Source organism: Streptomyces sp. NPDC104367 (assembly GCF_055583825.1).
Window position 1 is genome coordinate 1 of the sequence record NZ_JBVJND010000079.1, and the last position, 4138, is coordinate 4138.

Below are 4138 nucleotides of genomic sequence, written 5' to 3' on the forward strand. Positions count from 1 at the left end.
GCCCGTCGAATACGAAGCCAATTACTACACCGAACTCACGAAACCCCAGGTCATCACCACAATCTGAGATCTCTACCGAACCCGGGGCGGTTCAGCTCTTCACGGAAGGCTTTCCGCCGCGTTGCCTGTCCCAACCCAGGATGCGCGGCTTTCCTCCGCGGTGCACGATGCCGTATTGAGCGCGACGCCAGCCGGGTTGGCTCCCCTCGGCGCGCCCTGTCGGGCGGGGCGCCGCACGTCGGACCTCGCCAGGCCCGTGCGATGCACCCTACGCATACGGCAGTTGCCTGGCCCTGCGCTCGGGGTGGGTCGTTGGGCATATCACGCTGACGGCCCAGCTCTGCTTGCGCTTGGCCGTCAGTCGGGCGGTCGTGCTTCTTACGCGGCGCTGGGGCTGCAGAAGCCTGCGAGCACCCTCGGGGACAAGGTGTTCGTGAACCCTGAGCGGGGGAAACGGCGCACGACGGCCTGCCAGAGTTCGGGCGCAAGGCGTGAGGGAGGCCGCTCCACCGATGCCCGAAGATCGAGGACGGCAGTCTTGCCGGCGTCTTCGAGGACGAACTGCTGGTCGCTGCCGTAGTTTTCGTCCGTGTCGCCGCGGTACCGCTTGAGTTCAAGGGGCAGACCGCATACCGGGTCCAGCAGGGCCGCCACGACGTTGTGCGGTCCCGGCCCCTGTGCGCGGGCGTGCGAGGACTGCAGGACCATGCGTGCCATGCCGAAGGCCGCAGAGTGGTGTCCGTCGGCCATGAACGTGTTCGCGACGGTGTGCAGGAGCGCGGCCCGCCGGAGCAGGCCGCTGCCCAGCCAGGCTCCGCGCCGCTTCACCTGCACGTACGCGTCGGCGGGGTTCTCCCACCGAGCGTGATGTTCCCGCTCTTCCGCAGTCCAGGCACGCGGCGAGGCACGCCAGCACAGGTGCATACTGTCCGCGTCGACCCAGGTGGAGAGCGCTCGTTCTTCGGCGCTTCGCCAGAGAGTGGACGGCAGCCCGGTCAGCCGTAGGCGAGCGGACTCCCCCAGGACCTGCAGCTCGATCGTGGTTCGACGCCGCCGGATGATGCGCAGACCGGCTACGCCGTGTACCTCATTGTGGGCGGGGACATAGGAGGGCAAGAGGTTGAAAAGAAGCTCGGCCGCTCGTTCCTCGCTCTCGATGCCGAGCCCGATCAAGTCAGGCTGGGGCTGGACCGCGCTGATACCCAGAGGGAAACGGGTGTAGAGGTTGCGGAACTCCAGGAGAGCAACCAGTACGCGGGCTTCGAGGACTCGTTGGGCCAACGAGGCGGCCTCCGGTAGGACGGTCTGGCTGTCCTGCAGGCCATCGACTGCCCGGCGGGCTTGTTGGACGCTTTCGCCCGTGTAGAGGCGTCGGAGCAGTGCAACGTCTTGGTGCTGTACGCGCATGGGTCTCCTGCACGTCTCGGCCCAGGACGTACGGAATCGAGATCCGGTGGGATGCATAGCTTGCATTGGATGACCGGTTCACCCGAGCGTGGAGGTGCAGGGCCGAAAGCGTCTCCGGGGAGCGGTGGTCATGCCGCAGACCCACGGTAGGTCACCTGCTGGCGCTGAACGGGTAATCAGGAGGACTTCCGACCGCAGGGTCACCCGAAAGAGGGGAAGTAGTGCCTGGACCGGCACGTTCGGGTGTTGTTCAGCCCGCGAGTGCCTCAGCCGGCCCGGTTTCGCACGGGTGTTGGTGCACTGCCCGTCTGTTGGGGGCGGTGAGTCCGACGGGTACACGGGCCGTGCCGCTGGTCCGCCCGCCGGTGGCCTGATGGACGCGGCGGGCGGGATGGTTGCCCCGAGAGGTTGCACGGGAAGAGCCGCACGTCACATTCCCGGGGCGAGGCGAGGGCGCCCCTGGCCTAACCCCAGGGATCTGCCGGCGGGATAGAGCAGCGTTCGGCTCGGCTCAGGGCGAGGCGAATCGGTCCGCACGCCTTTACGTATGCCGCTCGGGAGGCGTCGTCGACGTAGTCCAGCACGGTGGGGGACGGGTCTCCTAGGGCAACGCTGGGATCTTCGGGGAGGCGGGTTAGAACCGGGATTCCGAACCGTGCGAGTTCCGCATCCACCTGCGCTGTGAAGTCCGGTGAGGAGGTGCTGCCGGCTTGTGGCGATTGCCGAAGGATGAGGCCGGAGACGGGGACGCGCTCCAGAGGAATCCCGGTGAGGTGCTGCTGACGCCAGGCCATGGCCGAGGCGGCCGGGGTGACAGCCACTTCACGGTGCTCGGCGACGCCATTGCGTGCTTCTGCGGTCACGAAGCTCTCGGGGTACCCGGAGGAGTCGACGACGACGAAGTGGCTGTCCACGGATTGTTCGATGTGGGGGCCCATACCGAGGTCGTCGTTGCAGTCCACGAAAATGATCCAGTCGAAATGCCGGCGTGCCTGTTGGAGCAGGGCACCCACGTCCCTACGAGAGCTGGACACCGTATGGGTGAACAGTGCGCCGTTGCCGGGGACCAGCCTGCCCCTTCGCCACGGTACGGACGGAACAGCGGTCGGGCGGTCCGGGACGGACCAACCGAACACGTCGTTCTCGTAGAGGCGGCGCATCCCACTGTCGGCGTCGAAGGAGTGGCTCACCACGAGGACCGCACAACCGTCCAAGGCCCACGCCGCACCGATCTGCATTGCCATCCTCTTCAGGTCCCACTTGGATCTGCTGAATCGAGGAGCGAGCAATTGCATGGACTTGCCCATCACCGGCTCGGTGCACTCGGCGACCCGGGAGCCTTGAGCATGCTGGCGGGCTGCGGGTGTATTGCGGGGAATGGTGCCGTGGCTGGGGAACGCGGTCTCATCGAGAGCGGTGAAATAGCGTGGCCTCTGCCTCACAGGTTGTGCCGGGAGGCTCGCCGTAGCGGTCTCTACCCGCAGGATGCCGTGCCAGTTGCTCATGCGGTGGGCTGGCGCGGTGAACTCCATGACGCAACGGTCGTCATCGCAGTGGTGGCCTTCGCCGTTGGTGACCAGGCCCGGCCCGACCACGGGATCGCTGAGAATCGCGGCGAGCCGGTCGTCATGAAGTGGGACGCCTTGCTGGATCTCGCGCACGATGTGCCAGTCCAGGCCGTGGTCTGCAGCCATGTTCGACACCTTCAGACCTGCGTGGCCGGCCAGCCGGTCCCAGAGCCGGATCCGACGCAGGACGGCGCTGGACAGTGCGACCGCCGGGCGGTGGTCGTCGATGATCGTCCGCGGTTGGGGCTTGCGGCGCCGGCCAGTAGGGAACCTCTCGGGCGGAAGTGCCTCGGGGGCGACGGTCCACAGAGGGACGCGCCGCTGAGTGGAAAGGGATGCTTCGTGTGCGGAGAGCAGTCCTTCGACATCGTCGGACCGGTCCAGTGAGGTGAGCGCGATGACACCTGCGCTGGGGTCGCGTGCGAACGCGATTTCGATGCTGTTGTTAACCGCATGGGCCCACAGGCCGGGAGCGCCGTGGATCGTCCGCTGGCCCCGCTCGCGGTAGGGGAGCATCTCCAGGGCAGGGCCCACCAGGTCGACATGCTCGAAACGGATGTCTAGGCGGTTCGATGCCGGAACGACTTCGGCGATCCCGAGAGGGTAGCGGCTGGAGAGCTGCGGGTTGCCGATGTGCTGCAACAGGAGCGATTCCAGCAGTAGTTGGGTGTCCGTACCGCTCGGAACAAGCGATTTCCAGCTCGTCAGTTCCTTGACGCGCAGGCGTACGGCGCGCAGGGATTCCCCGGTCAGCTGCTGCCGGGCGGCGGCGACTTGCTCCTCGATCAACATCATGCTCCTTCTGGTGCGTGCCCCGACCTGGCACAGAAGGCTCATGAAACCGTTCGATGAAGTGGCTGATCTTGAGATCGTGGAGAGGGTTGTCCGACAGTGCCAGGGTCGGTTCAACGGCACTCGGAGCTGGCCGCTTCCAGGGGCCAGGTGGCTCCACCTCAGCTCATGTGGGGCCCAGGTGTCAAACACCGCGGGTACAGCCGGAGCGTCGTCACCCGGTAAGTCCAGGCGAATGCCGCAAGGGCGGCGCCCGGAGCCGGATTGCTGGCCCCATCTGTCAATGCTCCCGCAGAATTGAGCACGTTCCGCTCCCGCAGAATTGACCCCCTGGGGTTGGTTCAGTCGCGGTGTGTGCGGTTTTCCTTGGC

2 protein-coding genes are annotated in these 4138 nt (G+C 66.4%); both read right to left on the bottom strand.

Annotated elements, in window-relative coordinates; translation table 11 throughout:
- Positions 1–378: 378 nt before the first annotated feature.
- The gene (locus ACZ619_RS45615; RefSeq protein WP_469611941.1) at positions 379–1407 is read right to left on the bottom strand and encodes a hypothetical protein; all 1029 of its coding nucleotides are present in this window, start codon (positions 1405–1407) and stop codon (positions 379–381) included.
- A 464-nt stretch (positions 1408–1871) separates the two neighbouring features.
- The gene (locus tag ACZ619_RS45620; protein WP_469611943.1) at positions 1872–3770 is read right to left on the bottom strand and encodes a hypothetical protein; all 1899 of its coding nucleotides are present in this window, start codon (positions 3768–3770) and stop codon (positions 1872–1874) included.
- Between the last annotated feature and the right edge of the window lie 368 nt (positions 3771–4138).